At 64.1% G+C, this 15,515-nt stretch carries 14 protein-coding genes; 4 read left to right on the top strand and 10 right to left on the bottom strand.

Going from position 1 to position 15,515, the window contains the following annotated elements:
* Positions 1–164: 164 nt before the first annotated feature.
* From K359_RS0121220 to K359_RS0121175, 8 genes are all read right to left on the bottom strand, one after another.
* Entirely contained in the window at positions 165–1,664 is a 1,500-nt protein-coding gene (locus tag K359_RS0121220; protein ID WP_029081128.1) for a tripartite tricarboxylate transporter permease, read from the bottom strand.
* Positions 1,664–2,164, bottom strand: a complete 501-nt coding sequence (locus K359_RS0121215; RefSeq protein WP_029081127.1) for a tripartite tricarboxylate transporter TctB family protein — start codon at positions 2,162–2,164, stop codon at positions 1,664–1,666. Before K359_RS0121215 ends, K359_RS0121220 begins: the two co-directional genes overlap by 1 nt.
* Positions 2,161–3,129, bottom strand: a complete 969-nt coding sequence (locus tag K359_RS0121210) for a tripartite tricarboxylate transporter substrate binding protein (protein WP_029081126.1) — start codon at positions 3,127–3,129, stop codon at positions 2,161–2,163. The genes K359_RS0121215 and K359_RS0121210 overlap by 4 nt, the downstream gene beginning before the upstream one ends.
* Positions 3,130–4,433: 1,304 nt before the next feature.
* Positions 4,434–5,495, bottom strand: a complete 1,062-nt coding sequence (locus K359_RS52585; protein ID WP_051346247.1) for a calcium-binding protein — start codon at positions 5,493–5,495, stop codon at positions 4,434–4,436.
* 1,066 nt (positions 5,496–6,561) lie between these two features.
* Positions 6,562–6,783: a hypothetical protein gene (locus K359_RS0121190; protein ID WP_021078384.1), complete on the bottom strand. Its 222-nt coding sequence runs from the start codon at positions 6,781–6,783 to the stop codon at positions 6,562–6,564.
* A 20-nt stretch (positions 6,784–6,803) separates the two neighbouring features.
* Positions 6,804–7,034 carry a hypothetical protein gene (locus K359_RS0121185; RefSeq protein ID WP_029081125.1) on the bottom strand — a complete coding sequence of 77 codons (231 nt, stop codon included), beginning with the start codon at positions 7,032–7,034 and terminating at the stop codon, positions 6,804–6,806.
* Positions 7,035–7,220: 186 nt separating this feature from the next.
* Positions 7,221–7,739, bottom strand: coding sequence for a transcriptional regulator LdtR (ldtR, locus tag K359_RS0121180; protein ID WP_018271925.1), 519 nt, complete (start codon positions 7,737–7,739; stop codon positions 7,221–7,223).
* Between the two features lie 665 nt (positions 7,740–8,404).
* On the bottom strand, positions 8,405–8,866 hold the full coding sequence (locus K359_RS0121175) for a DUF6163 family protein (RefSeq protein ID WP_029081124.1): 462 nt from the start codon (positions 8,864–8,866) through the stop codon (positions 8,405–8,407).
* Positions 8,867–9,071: 205 nt separating this feature from the next.
* On the opposite strand from K359_RS0121175, the gene hemB reads away from it, so the two are divergent.
* Positions 9,072–10,136 carry a porphobilinogen synthase gene (gene hemB, locus K359_RS0121170; protein ID WP_029081123.1) on the top strand — a complete coding sequence of 355 codons (1,065 nt, stop codon included), beginning with the start codon at positions 9,072–9,074 and terminating at the stop codon, positions 10,134–10,136.
* Positions 10,137–10,141: 5 nt separating this feature from the next.
* Here the strand turns inward: hemB and K359_RS0121165 are convergent, their stop codons facing one another.
* Positions 10,142–10,780, bottom strand: coding sequence for a DUF6151 family protein (locus tag K359_RS0121165; protein WP_029081122.1), 639 nt, complete (start codon positions 10,778–10,780; stop codon positions 10,142–10,144).
* 157 nt (positions 10,781–10,937) lie between these two features.
* Here K359_RS0121165 and K359_RS0121160 point away from each other — a divergent pair, with 157 nt between their 5' ends.
* Together K359_RS0121160 and K359_RS0121155 are read left to right on the top strand one after the other, a co-directional pair.
* Positions 10,938–11,480, top strand: coding sequence for an RDD family protein (locus K359_RS0121160; RefSeq protein WP_029081121.1), 543 nt, complete (start codon positions 10,938–10,940; stop codon positions 11,478–11,480).
* Positions 11,481–11,566: 86 nt separating this feature from the next.
* The gene (locus K359_RS0121155) at positions 11,567–12,343 is read left to right on the top strand and encodes an arginyltransferase (protein ID WP_029081120.1); all 777 of its coding nucleotides are present in this window, start codon (positions 11,567–11,569) and stop codon (positions 12,341–12,343) included.
* A gap of 116 nt (positions 12,344–12,459) precedes the next feature.
* Here the strand turns inward: K359_RS0121155 and K359_RS0121150 are convergent, their stop codons facing one another.
* Positions 12,460–13,833, bottom strand: coding sequence for an Nramp family divalent metal transporter (locus K359_RS0121150; RefSeq protein WP_029081119.1), 1,374 nt, complete (start codon positions 13,831–13,833; stop codon positions 12,460–12,462).
* 390 nt (positions 13,834–14,223) lie between these two features.
* Here K359_RS0121150 and K359_RS0121145 point away from each other — a divergent pair, with 390 nt between their 5' ends.
* Complete coding sequence (locus K359_RS0121145; protein ID WP_029081118.1) at positions 14,224–15,465, top strand: MFS transporter; 1,242 nt, start codon at positions 14,224–14,226, stop codon at positions 15,463–15,465.
* The last annotated feature ends 50 nt before the right edge of the window (positions 15,466–15,515 follow it).

Genomic DNA, 15,515 nt, shown 5'->3' with positions numbered 1-15,515 from the left:
ACAAAGAGGCGGCGTTCAGCCGCCTCTCTTTTTCGGCCGTCGTCAGGATGGTGTCAGCTAGTCGCGCTAGGTTCGCGCCGCGGCAACATTTGCCGTGCCCAGACTGGCCCGCTCCGAAATGCGAGCCCCGGAGCGGGCCTTTTACGGTCTGGGGATGAAGGGCCCTAATCCTCGTTCGCCTTGAACCGCCCCAGCCCCTTGAGCACGAACGGCGCCAGCAGCGCGATCAGCGCGATGCCGAGCAGTGTCGCCGACATCTGGCTTTGCAGCAGCACCATGGGATCGCCGAGGCTGATCGCCAGCGCGCGGCGCAGCTGGCTTTCGGCGATCGGCCCGAGGATCAAGCCGATGACGACGGGCGCAATCGGGAAATCGAACCGCCGCATCAAAAAGCCCATCACGCCGAACGCCGCCAGCATCGACAGCTCGACGACCGACGGCTTTGCCGCGATCGTGCCCATGGTGGCAAACACCAGGATGCCGGCATAGAGCCAGGGCTGCGGGATCGCGAGCAGCCGCACCCACAGCCCGACCAGCGGCAGATTGAGCACCAGCAGCATGCCGTTGGCGATGAACAGGCTCGCGATCAGGCCCCACACCAGATCGGGCCGCTCGGCGAACAGCAGCGGCCCCGGATTGAGGCCGTACTGCTGAAAGCCCGCCAGCATCATCGCTGCGGTCGCCGAGGTCGGAAGCCCGAGCGTCAACAGCGGCACCAACGTGCCGGCGGCGGACGCGTTGTTGGCGGCCTCCGGTCCGGCGACGCCTTCGATCGCGCCCTTGCCGAACTCTTCCGGGTGTTTGGTAAGCCGCCGCTCAGTGGAATAGGACAGGAAGGTCGGGATCTCCGCGCCGCCGGCCGGCAGTGCGCCGATCGGAAAACCGAACAGCGTGCCGCGCAGCCACGGCTTCCACGACCGCCGCCAGTCCTCCTTCGTCATCCACAGCGAGCCGCGCACCGGCTCGAGCTTCTCCGCGGCGTGATGCCGGCGCGAGGCGACATAGAGCGCCTCGCCCACCGCAAACAGACCAACCGCCAGCGTCGTCACCTCGACGCCGTCGAGCAACTCGGGGATGCCGAACGCAAGCCGCGCCTGCCCGGTCAGCTTGTCGATGCCGACGAGCCCGAGCGTCAGGCCGATGAACAGGCTGGTGAGGCCGCGGACCGGCGAGTCGCCGAAGGTTGCCGACACCGTGACGAAGGCGACGCACATCAGCGCGAAGTAATCCTCCGGCCCGAATCGAACAGCGAAATCGACCAGCCATGGCGCGAGAAATGCGAGGCCGATGGTGGCGATGGTGCCGGCCACGAACGAGCCGATCGCCGAGGTTGCCAGCGCCGGGCCGCCGCGGCCGGCCTTGGCCATCTTGTTGCCCTCGAGCGCGGTCGCCATCGACGCGCTCTCGCCCGGCGTGTTGATCAGGATCGCGGTGGTCGAGCCGCCATACATGCCGCCATAGTAGATGCCGGCGAACATGATCAGCGAGCCGCCGGGATCGAGCTTGTAGGTCACCGGCAGCAGCAGCGCGACCGTCAGCGCCGGTCCGATGCCCGGCAGCACGCCGACCGCGGTGCCGAGGAACACGCCGATCAGCGCATAGAGCAGGTTCATCGGCTGCACGGCGACCGCCATGCCATGCGCTAGCGCGGCGAAAGTGTCCATCACAGCAGTCGCTCCAGCGGGCCGGCGGGAAGGCTCAGGGTCAACAATTTGTCGAACGCGAGGTAGACCAGCGTCGTGATGACAAGCGCGATCGCGGTGTCGGCCAGAATGGCGCGCCGGCCGAAGGCGGCCGACGTTGTGACGAACAGCGCAGATGTGGCGAGGATGAAGCCGCCGCCGAAGCCGATGATGGCGATCAGCAGCGCAAGGCCGCCGATGATCAGCCACACCGGTTTCGGGTCCATGCTCTCGCGCGGCGGCAGGTTGCCGCGCAGCGCATCGAAGAGATTGCCGACCGCCAGAATGATAAGGCCGATGGCGATGACAACAGGCATCGCCTCCGGCCCCATTCCGTACATCGTGGTAGCAGGCAGGTTGCTGGCGTCCCACACCAGCACCGCAGCGAGTGCAGCGAGCGCGGCCGCGATCACGACGCCGGCGCGATCGACGCGTCGTGCCGGCTCGCGCGGCAGATTGTCGGAAGCGCTGTCCGGCATCATGACTTCACGAGGCCGACCGACTTCAGCACATCGCTGACACGCACGATTTCCTTCTTCAGGAAATCCGCGAAGGCATCGCCGCCGAGATAGGCGTCATCCCAGCCCTTCTGCTTCAGGATCTCCTTCCAGGCATCGGACTTCACCATCTTCTCGACCGCATCGCTCAGCACCTTGCGCTGCTCCGGCGTGATGCCGGGCGGCGCCACCACGGAACGCCAATTGGCCAGCACGAGGTCGATGCCCTGCTCCTTGAAGGTCGGAATGTCGACGCCGGGCAAACGCTGCGCCGAGGTCACGCCGAGCGCGCGCAGCTTGCCGGCCTTGATCTGACCATCGTACTCGCTGAGGCCGGAAATGCCGGCGGTGACCTTGCCGCCGAGAATGGCGGCAAGGGATTCGCCACCACCGGAGAACGGAATGTAGTTGATCTTCTTGGCGTCGGCCCCGACCGTGCCAGCAAACAGCGCCGCCATCACGTGGTCGACGCCGCCGGCCGAACCGCCGGCAAAGGTCACCTTGGCGATATCGGCCTTCATCGCGGCGGCAAGATCCTGCGCCGTCTTGATCGGCGAGTTGGCCGGCACGACGATGACCTGGATCTCCTCGGTCAGGCGCGCGATCGGCGTCACCTGATCCAGCGTCACCGGCGATTTGTTCATGGCGAGCGCGCCGACCATGACGAAGCCGTTGACCATCATCTGGTTGCCGTCGCCCTTGGCGCCGTTGACGAACTGCGCGATGCCGACGCTGCCGCCGGCGCCGGGAACGTTGGTGACCTGGACGCTGCGCGCGACACCGGCCGCGACCAGCGCCTGCTGCATCGAACGCGCGGTCTGATCCCAACCGCCGCCGGGCGCCGCCGGCGCCATCAGCTTGAGCTCGAGCTGCTGCGCGGGTGCCGGACCGCTCGCCCCAAGCAATAGCGCGACGACCGCGCCGAACAGGCGCATGTGGGACGAGATCATGTGGCTTCCTCCTGAATTTGCCGATGAAGCCCCTGATCGTCGGCTGCATCCGGGCACGTGGTCACAGCGCCAATCGAAGAGCGCCGTTCCGTCAGGGAAGGAATCGCTCGCCGATCACGCGTCTGCGCACCCTTAGCGACCATTCGCCACAGTCTTCGGCAAGCCGGAGGGCGCGGCTACCCTGTGCTGCAAATCGCCGCACCTCACCGGTCGGTTTTCGCTTGCTTTGTTTCGAGCGGCTCGCGGGCAGGCCTCGTCGATGTCGGCACAGCTGACGCCACAACCAACATCACACGGCAACGCGCAATCTGCCTCGCTCTCCTGCTGCGCGTGGCACAAAGTGAACAGCACTTCGGACGGGATTAGACCAAAGGACGATGCGACCGCACGCCCAGCTGAGGTGCCGTTATATTGATCGGCATATGCCGTGATTTAGAAGCATTCGAGTTGAACGATTTGGCGGATGCAATGACCTATTAGACGTGAGCCAGAGTGACATAGTAGAATGAGCTGGCGCGCGGATCGAAGAATTAATCGGCGGATTTTATTCGGCAGATCGGCGGTACCATTGAGTTACACAGCAACTGGACAGGCCAGGTTCCTCGTTCGGCAAGGAAGCACCGGCTGGATGGTCTATGATCGAGAGCGCAAGGGGCCGGCGCTATTGCAGGATCACAGCCTTGCCGAGAAGCTGACGAGGGAGCAGGCCGAACGGCTAAAGCGGGCGTTGACGGACCCCGTCATGACGCCCGCGGCAGCGCGTTCGGCTTTTCAGTCACTGACGCCTGCGGGCAAGCCTCGGCCATGAGGAGGTATAATCATCTCGGATACACAATCGGTCCAAAAACCGAAACAGACCACGAACAAATGACGCCTGTGTTACCTAGTAAGGTATATGAACAGAGTTGGGGCATAGCGAACGCGGCGCGGCAAAACCGCGACGCATCGATGGAGCAAATGGGGCCACGGCGAAATTCGACCTAGGCTACAGAAGCTTAGCCGCCGGCCACCGTCGCGGAACGATCGCAGAACAGCTCCAAAAGCTTCAAATGGCGGATTCGAACGATCCGGCCGAACGTCGAGCCGCTCAACGCAAGCCAGTGGCAAAAGCATAAAACTCGCCAAGGCTGTATCGCAGATCACCGCCCTGACGAGCAACGTGAAAGCTTGGCCCCAGCATATCCCCGCTCCCGCGTCCTTCTTTTGGTTACGCCCGCGATCCCCGCCTCGGCCACGAATGTGTGCGAACGGCGACCGCTTGCGTGGTCGCCGTTCTCCAATGCACTTCGATGACGCGCGAGCAGCTACGACACGATCGAGAAATTCGCCGCCGTCACCGTGGCTGCCGTCGCGCCGTTCAGCCAGACCGCGGTGTCGCCGTCGACCTGGATGACGAAATAGGCGCCGTTCTGGTAGGAGTTCGACAGCACGTCCGCAAACGAACTGAAGCCTGTGCCGTTCAGCTGCACGGTATCGGTGGCAGCGTTGAAGTCCTGAACCACTTCGACGCCCGGCACATCGTTGGAGACGAACGTGTTGTTGCCGCCGCCGCCGAAATAGTAGTTCACGCCGGTGCCGCCATCGAAATAGTCGTTGCCGGCGCCGCCGAGCAGAACGTCGACGCCTTCACCGCCATACATGGTGTCGTCGCCATTGCCGCCGTAGAAATAGTCGTTGCCACCCAAGCCGTACATGACGTCGTTGCCGTCATCGCCGTTCATGACCACCGAGCCCTGGGTGGCGATCATGACGTCGTTGCCGGTTCCGCCGTAGGCGTTGCTGAGGTCGCCGGCGCTCATGTAGATCCAGTCGTCGCCGGCATCGCCTTCGAGCAGATCGGTGCCGTCATTTCCGACCAGCGTATCGCTGCCGTTGCCGCCATACGACGTATCGTTGCCGGTGCCGCCATACATCAAATCGTTGCCGTCACCGCCAAAGATCAGGTCATTGCCGCGGCCGCCATCCAGGATGTCGTTGCCGGCGTAGCCGTACAAGCCCGGCGCTGCGCCGAAGCCGACCGCGTTGATACTGGCACCACTCTCATTGCCGTCGCCGCCGAAAATCGTATCGCTGCCGTTCGAGCCATATAGGGCGTCGCGCCCGGGACCGCCGTCGATGTAATGGGACTGCGTGGTCAGACCGCCCTGGTCCTCAAAGACGTAGTCATCGCCGGCGCCGCCGAACTCGTAGTTCGTGCTGACAGTATTGCCGCCCTCGATCAGATCGTTGCCGTCGCCGCCATAAAAGGTGCCCCAAGCCGAACTGCTCCAGCTCGCATACAACCAATCGTTGCCTCCGCCACCCTCCCAGTTGTCCGAGCCCGAGAGGCTGCTTCCCAGCGTATCGTTGCCTTCGCCACCATACATCGTGGACCAGTTCCTCGAGAGGCCGGCACTTCAATGAGCGGTAGCGTAGTGTCGGCGCGGCAGCGTCATAACGAACCGATCACACATTGCCGGTTCCGAATGCGGCATTACGACGCGAGACAGAGACTGACAGTGACATCGCTCACAGCTAGGACACGGCTGAGATGGCGCGCATCTTCTCGATCATCAAAACAATCTCAGTGCAGTGAATTTTGCGCGTGACAGCAGAGCAGCGGACTGCAGACCCGGCTTTCAGAGTTCGAACACAAATTCATCGGTGAGATGCCGCAACAGAACAACCCGACGGGCAACTCAGCAAAACCTGTCAAGCCTCGCGCGCGAAAATATTTCGCTTTATCAGAAATACAACTCAGTGTATGGTCTGCCCGTCTCACCCGATCGAGGGGCGCTGCGCATCGTCACGGGTGTTGCGGTGAGATGCGGTGGACGCTGATCATGCAAGCGACGAACGCATGCGAGGCGGACGGTGAAGTCGTGTGGTCCTGACGCCCTAGTGGCCGGTGTCTCGTCGCAACACGCGAAGGCGTGATGCGGGGGCGGTGACAAGCAAGCCCAGTCTCGCCGGGGAGAGCACGAAGTAAGCCGTAAAACCATCGCGCAGGGAAAGCCGGATTGCTCCGGTTACACCTGTGGTCCTACCCCCGTGCTTTCTACCTTTGCACGGGACCCATGGGTGCAATCGGCACCCGGCTTTCCCTGCGCCCTCTGTTCAAGGAGAGGGCGGAACGAGAAGCAAAGCTCGGACAAATCATGTCGCGAGAATGCGGAGCTGTGGCCTCACCCACAACTGTCATCGCCCGGCTCGACCGGGCGATCCCGTACGCCGCGGCCTCTCGGCTCAAGCCCCCCTGTCTCTGGAATACTGGATCACCCGCTTTCGCGGGTGATGACACCGAACTAGCTGTTTGACAGTTGAATCAGAAACTCACCCCGTCATTGCGAGGAGCAACGCGGCGAAGCAATCCATCGCATCGCCAAGTTGAAACATGGATTGCTTCGCTTCGCTCGCAATGACGTGGAGACGGTCTGCGAAACCAGGCTGACCTTACAGCCCGGTATACCCGGCCTTCACATGGTCGGTGCTGCCGTCGAGTTGGCGCAGATAGGTCAGTCCGCACACGGTCAGCCGATGCGTATCACGCTCGCCCGCCTCGAACAGAGTCTGCACGTACTCTGTCACCTTCGCCCGCGCTTCGTCGCTCGCAGCGGACGTGCGGTTGAGCAGCAGATCATACGTCTGCATGATCCGATCGATCGCGGCTTCCATTGATGTCTCCGGGTTGACGCTCAGGCGACCACCAGCGTCTCGGCCTCGAACTTCGCGATCGCCTTGTTGGCGAGGCGGAGCCGGTTCAACTCACCGCGCTGGAACAGCTTCACGATGATGCTGAGGAGGCGCTCATTGGTGGCGAAAGTGTCGGGAATGGCACCGGATTTGCGCAGATAGTTCGAGGCGATCGCGTAGGCGTCACCGACGACCTCGACATTCAGCACCTCGATCCCGCGTTCGACCAGCATATCCCTGCCTTTCTGTTGGCCAAGGGATAAGCTTCGGGGAACGCCTTGGTTCCTTGCCGGGCCCGATTTATTTTCGCAGGTGCAGCATGAAAAGCGCATCGGCCGGGCATGACCGATGCGTTGACTGGAGGAAGGCTGCCGGTCTTCTGGGCGGCCGGCTTGGCCATCAGGCGAACAAAGGAAGGATCAGAGGCGATACAGGATCTGGTCGGTCCAGAAGCGCTCGAGGCGATGCAGCGACTTGTTGAGGCTCGCGAACTCCTCGTTCGAGATGCCGCCGACCTGCTCGACCGTCTTGACGTGCTTCTGATAGAGCGCATCGACGATCTTGCGGACTTCCTGGCCCTGCGGGGTCAGACGGATGCGGACCGAGCGGCGATCGACACGCGAGCGCTGATGATCGAGGAAGCCGAGCTCGACGAGCTTCTTCAGATTGTAGGAGACGTTGGAGCCGAGATAGTAGCCGCGGGTGCGCAGCTCGCCGGCGGTCAGCTCCTTATCGCCGATGTTGTAGAGCAGCAGCGCCTGCACCGAATTGATGTCGGCGCGGCCGCGGCGGTCGAATTCGTCCTTGATGACGTCGAGGAGGCGGCGATGCAGCCGCTCCACCAAAGTCAGGGCTTCGAGATAGAGCGGCTGCACCGGAGCTTGACCGGTAGCGCGATCGGCGGCATCCGCCGCCGTTGTCGCAACGGCTTTCATCATGACACTTCCCCTGTTTGTCGTTTTTATCGACTTTATTTCGACGAAACTTGTGTCCCGCCTGATAGGTCCAACGTAAGGGGGCCGTTTGAATATCCGCTTAAATAAGAGAATAAAGAGATCATGAATTTAAGACAGTGAATCGTGGATTAAGCCCATGGATCAAGGGCTTTTCGCAACTTTTCATTGACGGTGGCAGCCCCCTGTTCACGCTTCGTCTGCCTGTCCTGTCACATTCGGAAACAGCTTCGTTCGAATTCGAAACGGTGGCGTAACGCGTATGAGGGAACCCTTTACGGTGACCGATCGGTTACCGGAAAATTCTCTGAAAATTTTATGGGGTCACGTCGCGGGATGTGCACGCGCCGCACGTAAGCGGCCGGCCACGTGTTGCGGCAGGCAGACCAGTTCCGCCGTCGACCAGCGCAAAGCCGGCTAGCGCGTGCGCCAAGATCCGAAAGAAATGGGTCCCGACGGCAGGTCCCGCAGAGACGCTCCCGCGATGGGGTGTCTCGAAAGGGGTACGATCTGTGGCACCCACGTAACAGAACCAATAGCGCTGTCTTCTCGTTGCGCGCACGACAGCCATATATTGGCAGCCGGTATCCGCTATTCGTCGCGCTGTCGCGGCGAGGCAACAGTCGATCCCGCCGTCGCGGCGTGCGGATCTATGGCGGGCGTTCGCGCGCCGCCATCCAGGCGAGCGCGAGATAGGCCGCGAGCATCACGGCCTCGAGCCCGACCACGGTGAGGCTGCCGCCATAGATGCCGGGAAACATCAGCTCGATGACCGCCATCGAGACAACAGTGGTCAGCCAGACCACGGCGCCCCAGGGCGTCGCGAGCCAGAGACCGACGGCCGCGACGAGCTCGATGACAGCGAAATAGATCGTCGCGGTCTGCCAGGCCATCGACTGGTTCTCGAAGGCCTCCTCCTCGCCGCCGACGAAGCCGGTGACCTGAGCCCAGTGATAGAGGCCCTTGGCGACCGAGACGACGGCCATGATGCGCAGGAAGATGACGAGGCGCCGCGTCCACGCATTGTCGTCCGGCTCGATCCGGTCGGATGAGATCGCGCTCACCGAGATGGCGTTGTCCCGCGCCTGATCGCGTGCAGAGGTGTCAGACATCCGAATCGCCGCAGAACGGCTGCCAAATGGGGTTCATGGCGCAGTCTTGGCCCGCCAGCCGCGCAAAATCAATTGCCGTTGCGGCAAATCAAGGGCGCCAAGGATGCAATAGGGGTGCAATAGCGGCGCAATGACGGCGCCCCTGTCAGGTGCTAGAACTGGACTTATATCAGGTCCAGACCAGCCGTCCCCGAGGAGAGAAGACATGGCGATCAAATTCGGGCGCCCGATCGAACTGCGCGATGCGCCGCGGCGCCAGACCGAGGCCCTCGCCTCCCCCTCGCTCGACCTCACGATCCGGATGCGCCGCAACCGCAAGACCGAGTGGGCTCGCCGCCTGGTGCGCGAGAACGTGCTGACCACGAACGATCTGATCTGGCCGATGTTCGTAGTCGACGGCCACAACACCCGCACGCCGGTGGTCTCGATGCCGGGCATCGACCGCCTCACCGTCGACCAGATCGTCCGCGACGCCGAGCGCGCGGCCAAGCTCAATATTCCCTGCATCGCGCTGTTCCCCTTCACCGAGCCGTCGCTGCGCGACGAGCAGGGCTCGGAGGCGCTCAATCCTGACAATCTGGTCTGTCAGGCGGTGCGGGCGATCAAGAAGGAATTTCCCGATATCGGCGTGCTCTGCGACGTCGCGCTCGATCCCTTCACCAGCCATGGCCATGACGGGCTGATCGAAGACGGCAGGATCCTCAACGACGAGACGGTTGCGGTGCTGGTCAAGCAGGCGTTGACCCAGGCCGAGGCCGGCTGCGACGTGATCGCGCCGTCGGACATGATGGATGGCCGCATCGGCGCGATCCGCGAGGCGCTCGACGACAACGGTTTTGGCGACGTGCAGATCATGTCCTATGCGGCGAAATACGCCTCGGCGTTCTACGGCCCGTTCCGCGACGCCATCGGCTCGGCCAAGACGCTGACCGGCGACAAACGCACCTACCAGATGGACAGCGCCAATTCCGACGAGGCGTTGCGCGAGGTCGAGCTCGACATCGCCGAGGGCGCCGACATGGTGATGGTGAAGCCGGGCATGCCCTATCTCGACATCGTCCGCCGCGTGAAGGACAATTTTGCGATGCCGACCTTCGTCTACCAGGTGTCCGGCGAATACGCGATGATCGCGGGCGCCGCCGCCAATGGCTGGATCGACGGCGAGCGCGCGATGATGGAGAGCCTGGTCGGCTTCAAGCGCGCCGGCGCCGACGGCATCCTCACCTATTTCGCACCGCAGGCCGCCGAGAAGATCAAGGCGGAATCGTAAGTGCGCTACACGGGTCCGGCCGGCGCGGTTGGACGTGGACCGCACAGCGGGCGCAGCGCCTCGCGCTCGCCCTGTGACAGCACCGTCAGCGGGTAGATCGGCGCATTTGTCTCGCGCTTGAAGAACGGATGCGGCCAGGTCCTGCCGCGCAGGCGCCAGCCCAACACCTTGCCGATCACGCGCAGGATCAGCGACGGGTTGAAGCCGGTCGATCCCTTCGGGGCTTCGCCGATGGCATATTTGCCGAGGATTGCGCCGGTTGGCTTGCCGAAAACCTCGTCCACGCGCGACGCGCCGCCGTCGAAGGCCTGCACCGCAATTCCGACGAACGGGACGGCAGGTGTCAGCGAGTTGCCCACCGGCGAATTGCAGCAGGTGGTGTGCCATCGGTACAGCCCCTTTGGCGTCAGCCGCAGCCCGGCGATCTTGTCATGTCCCTGCACGAAGCTGAGCGACGCCGGGGCGACCTGGACGATGTCGGTGCCGCCGTGGACATCGAGCAGATCGGCCCGGCCGACCCGATGCATGAACGCCTGGCAATCGTCGCAGTAGCAGACGACGCGATTGACAGCTGTCGGTGCCGCGTTCGTGACCACGCCTCGAACCTCTCCGCAGCGGCAGCGCAACCCGATTTGTGTCCCCATATGTCCCCCGTCGTCGCACAACCTCCAGCCTACACCGGGGCGGGCGCTTCCGGCCGCCGAATCGCCTGATTATTTCGGCTAGTTGATGTTCGCGCGGACTTGGCAGGCGAGCCTCCTGCTCCCATGTCCTGCGCGGGACTTTCATCGGAGGTTGGTCATGTCCTATGGCAACGACAGCGGCACCTGGCGCAACGACGGCGGCGTTCCCCCGCATGCGTTCGATCCGTTGATGCAGCCGGACTTGTTCCGCGGCGTGCTGACGCGACGCGTGTTTGCGTTCCTGATCGACCTCGTCGTGCTGTCGGTGCCGGTGATCCTGGCGGTGATCTTCATCGCGGTGTTCGGCGTCGTCACGCTCGGCCTCGGCTGGGCGCTGTTCTGGCTGGTGTCGCCGGCCTCGATCGTCTGGGCCATCGTCTATTACGGCGCCTCGATCGGCGGGCAGCACTCGGCCACCATCGGCATGCGCATGATGGATCTGGAACTGCGCACCTGGTACGGCGCGCGCGGCTATTTCGTGCTCGGCGCCACCCATGCGGTGCTGTTCTGGGTGACGATCTCGTTCCTGTCGCCGCTGGTGCTGCTGATCGGACTCCTCAACGGCCGCCGCCGGCTGTTGCACGACATCATCCTCGGAACCGTCGTTATCAACAGCTCGGTCCGGACCCAGGTCAGCCCGGCCGCGCGGGCCTATTATTAGGCCCCCCTAAACCAATTGACCGTTAGCCTCCGGAGGGCGATGCTAACTCGGCTGCCTGTATTGTTTGTGGAGCCCGACGATCTGACGTGACCCAGCACTCGCGTGATACCCCCCAGTTCTATCTGACGGCGCCCTCACCGTGCCCGTATCTGCCGGGCCGGCACGAGCGCAAGGTTTTCACGCACCTGGTCGGCGACAAAGCTGGCGATCTCAACGACTTGCTGACCCATGGCGGCTTCCGCCGCAGCCAGTCGATCGCCTACCGCCCGGCCTGCGACGCCTGCCGGGCCTGCGTCTCGGTCCGGGTGGTCGCCAACGAATTCCGCCCCTCCCGCAACTTCCGCAAGGTGCTGGCCCGCAACGCCGACATCATCGGCGAGCAGCGCACCGCGGTGCCGACATCAGAGCAATATTCGGTGTTCCGGGCCTATCTCGACCGCCGCCACCGCAACGGCGGCATGGCCGACATGACGGTGCTCGACTACGCGATGATGGTCGAGGACAGCCATGTCGAGACCCGGATCATCGAGTACCGCAAGCGCAATGCCGACAGCGCCATCACCGGCCGCGGCGACGAGCTGATGGCGGTGGCGTTGACCGACGTGCTCAGCGACGGGCTGTCGATGGTCTATTCGTTCTTCGAGCCGGGGCTTGAGGCCCGCTCGCTCGGTACCTTCATGATCCTCGATCATATCGCCCGCGCCCGCCGCCAGGGCCTGCCCTACGTCTATCTCGGCTACTGGATCGAGGGCTCGAAGAAGATGGACTACAAGGGCCGCTTCCTGCCGCAGCAACGGCTCGCGCCGTCGGGCTGGCTGCGCGTCGACGCCACGGGTGAAGCGCTGGCCGAGCCGCAGGACTAGAGCATTTTCGGTTCTGATTGAATCAGAACCGAAGCTCTAGATTCTTGTTTTGACGCGTTTTCTTCACGCGAACCGGCGTCCACTTCGCTTGAAAACGCTCTGGCGCGTCAGACGCTCTAGGTGCCGAAGAACGTATCGATCAGCAGCTTCACGTTCAGGATCACGATCAGCCCGGCGACGATCCAGGCCGTCACCGCAACCGGCAGCGAAATCGCGAACGTGCCCATCTTGCGCTTGTCGGACACGAAGCGCACCAGCGGGATCACCGCGAACGGCAGCTGCATCGACAGCACGACCTGGCTGAAAACCAAAAGCTGTGCGGTGCCGCTCTCGCCATAGAGCGCAGCGACCACGATGACCGGGACGATCGCGATGCCGCGCGTCACCACCCGCTGCGCCCAGTTGGGCATCCGCAGGTTCAGAAAGCCCTGCATCACGATCTGGCCGGCCAGCGTCGCCGTCACCGTCGAGTTGAGGCCCGACGCGAGCAGCGCCACGGCAAACAGCGTCGAGGCGATGCCGAGTCCGAGCAGCGGCGACAGCAGCTCGAACGCCTGGTCGATTTCGGCGACGTCGGAATGGCCGCTCTTGTGGAAGGTCGCGGCCGCCAGCACGAGGATGGCAGCATTGACGAACAGCGCCAGCATCAGCGCGATGGTTGAGTCGGTGGTCGCCCATTTGATCGCATCGCGCCGCCCCTCCTCGGTGCGCGGATAGGCGCGGGTCTGCACAATCGAGGAGTGCAGATAGAGGTTATGCGGCATCACGGTGGCGCCGATGATGCCGATCGCGATGTAGAGCATCTCCGGATTGGTGACGATCTCGCGCGACGGCATGAAGCCGCCGATCACGCCGGCAATCGGCGGCGCGGCGGCTGCGATCTGGACCACGAAGCAGACCGCGATGACGATCAGCAGCGCGATCACGAAGGCTTCGAGGAAGCGGAAGCCGCGGTTCATCAGGAGCAGCAGCAGGAACGCGTCGAGCGCCGCGAGCAGCGCGCCGCCGATCAGGGGAATGCCGAACAACAACTTCAGCGCGATTGCAGTGCCGATCACTTCGGCGAGGTCGCAGGCGATGATCGCAGCCTCGCAGGCGAGCCAGAGCACGAAATTCACCGGCCGGGAATAGGTGGCGCGGCAGGCCTGGGCGAGATCGCGGTCGGTGGCGATGCCGAGCCTTGCCGCAAGCGCCTGCAGCAGGATCGCCATCAGGTTCGAGAGCAGGATGACCGACAGCAGCGTGTAGCCAAACTTCGATCCGCCGGCGATATCGGTGGCCCAGTTGCCGGGGTCCATGTAGCCGACCGAGACCAGATAGCCGGGTCCGGCGAAGGCCAGCAGCCGCCGCCACCACAGGCCGCCGGTGGGCACAGCGACGGTCGCGTTCACCTCTGGAAGGCTGCGCGTGTGTCCGGCGTCACCCCGCCAGCCTCCTGGCAAGGTGGTGGGAAGGGAAACGGAAGGCATTTCAGGGGTCCGAGCGTCCATGCTGCCAAGATGGCCGAACTCATTCGTTATTGCAACTCATTTGCAACTGCATCTAGGCTCACGAAGGCGCGACCGCCGCCCCGCCTTCCCGGCACCGCAAAAACCCGCCGCATCCAGGCCCAGGGCGGAGGGATCGCCAGCGATGCCGCACCGAAGGGATCGCTCGTCCAGCGGATCGCTTGCGGACAATCACCAGAACGGGCGCGAGCGTCAGGCCGATGCAGCGGTAACCACAGTGCATGTTCGGCGCAGCGGATCGACGCCGATGCCAATTTCGCGCGTGACACCATTCGCATGGCGAGGACGCTGACGCGTTGTCTGAAAACGGGTGGGATCGGACGTCGTCCAACCACACAGTATGGCCAGATCGAATGTCCCAGGGATTCTGCCATGTCCGCCGATACGCCTCGCCTGCCGGCCACCTTCAATCGCCTCGCCTGGTCCAACCTCGCCGCGCAATCGGCCGAGCAGATCGCGCTTGCGGCTGCGCCCATCGTCGCCGTGCTGCTGCTCGGCGTCGGCGAAGGCCAGACCGGCCTGTTGCAGACCGCACTGACGCTGCCCTTCATCCTGTTTGCGATCCCCGCGGGCCTCTTGGCCGACCGCGTGTCACGGCGGTGGGTGATGGCGGGCTCCGAGGCGCTGCGCGCGGCCGCACTTGCCGCGATCCTGCTGCTGTTGTGGCTTGGCCTGATGACGCTGCCGCTGCTCGCTCTGCTCGGCTTCGTCGCGGTCTGCGGCACGGTCGCCTACAGCGTCGCAGCGCCCGCGCTGGTCCCGTCGCTGGTGACTTCACAACAATTGCCGGCCGCTAATGCTCGCATCGAGCTTGCGCGCACCGTCGCCTTTGCCAGCGGCCCCGCGCTCGGCGGCGTGCTGGTCGGCTGGGTCGGCGCTGCGCCCGCATTCGGCTTCGCCGCGGCGCTGTCGGCGATCGCCGTCGTGCTGCTCGCCGGCATCTACGAGCCGGCGCGTCCGCCCGCGCCGCGACGTCATCCACTGCAGGACATCAAGGAAGGCGCGGCCTTCGTGATGCACCACGCTTTGCTGCGGCCGGTGTTCATCACCCAGTTCATCTTCAACACCGCATCGTTCCTGCTGCTCGCCGTGTTCGTGCCCTATGCGGTGCGCCATCTCGGGCTCAGCGCCACCGGCGTCGGCACGACGCTCGCGATGTACGGGGTCGGCATGGTGGTCGGCGCGCTGTTCGCAACCCGCGTGATGAAGCGGCTGGCGTTCGGCACCGTGATCGGGCTCGGCCCGGTCACCGGCTTCGTCGCCGCGGCCGTGATGGCGCTGACGACGTGGTTTCCGACCCCGCTGCTCGCGGGCCTCAGCTTCTTCCTGCTCGGCGTCGGTCCGATCCTGTGGGTGATCTCGACCACCACGCTGCGGCAATCGGTGACGCCGCCCTCGCTGCTCGGCCGCGTCTCGGCGATCAACATCATGAGCTACGGCGCCCGCCCGCTCGGCTCCGCGCTCGGCGCCATCGTCGGCGGGTTCTACGGCGCCGAAGCCTGCCTCTATCTCGCGGCCGCGATCTTCGCCGCCCAGGCGCTGGTGATCCTGATGTCGCCTGCGGTGTCGCTGAGGCGGCAGCCCGACATGGTCGGTGAACCGGCGCGGTGCTAGCTCTACGTTTTCGTCATTGCGAGCGAAGCGAAGCAATCCATTCCTCCTCT

It is taken from the genome of Bradyrhizobium sp. th-b2 (assembly GCF_000426785.1).
GTDB lineage: Bacteria > Pseudomonadota > Alphaproteobacteria > Rhizobiales > Xanthobacteraceae > Bradyrhizobium > Bradyrhizobium septentrionale.
The sequence above is the reverse complement of the archived record's forward strand: the minus strand, read 5'-3'. Positions and strand labels throughout refer to the sequence as shown.